This window comes from Streptomyces sp. DH12 (genome assembly GCF_020873895.1).
Classification (GTDB): domain Bacteria; phylum Actinomycetota; class Actinomycetes; order Streptomycetales; family Streptomycetaceae; genus Streptomyces.
The window spans coordinates 1-397 of record NZ_JAHWGT010001585.1 but is presented as its reverse complement, the minus strand read 5'-3'; the positions used below and the strand labels follow the sequence as shown (position 1 = coordinate 397).

Below are 397 nucleotides of genomic sequence, written 5' to 3'. Positions count from 1 at the left end.
GAACTGGACTACCCGGCCGATCTGCTGTGGGCCAGCCGCAGCATCCACCACCTCGGCGACCAGGGCGCCGCCCTCGCGGCCTGCGTCGAACGCCTCGCGCCCGGCGGCACGCTCGCCGTGATGGAGGGCGGACTGCCCGCCCGCTTCCTGCCCCGCGACATCGGCTTCGGCCGCCCCGGCCTGCACGCCCGCATCGACGCCGTGGAGGAGGAGCGGTTCACCCGCATGCGCGAGGAACTGCCCGGCTTGGTGGCCCAGGTGGAGGACTGGCCCGCCCTGCTCACCGCGGCCGGACTGCACCACACCCGCTCGCGCACCTTCCTCCTCGACCTCCCCTCCCCGGTCCCGGACCGCGCCCGCGCCTACGTCGTCGAGTCCCTCACCCGCACCCGCGACA

Annotated in this window: 1 pseudogene; it reads left to right on the top strand. The window is 75.3% G+C overall.

What is annotated here, in order from left to right:
- Positions 1–397, top strand: a pseudogene (locus tag LPA54_RS41205) (class I SAM-dependent methyltransferase); the annotation flags it as partial.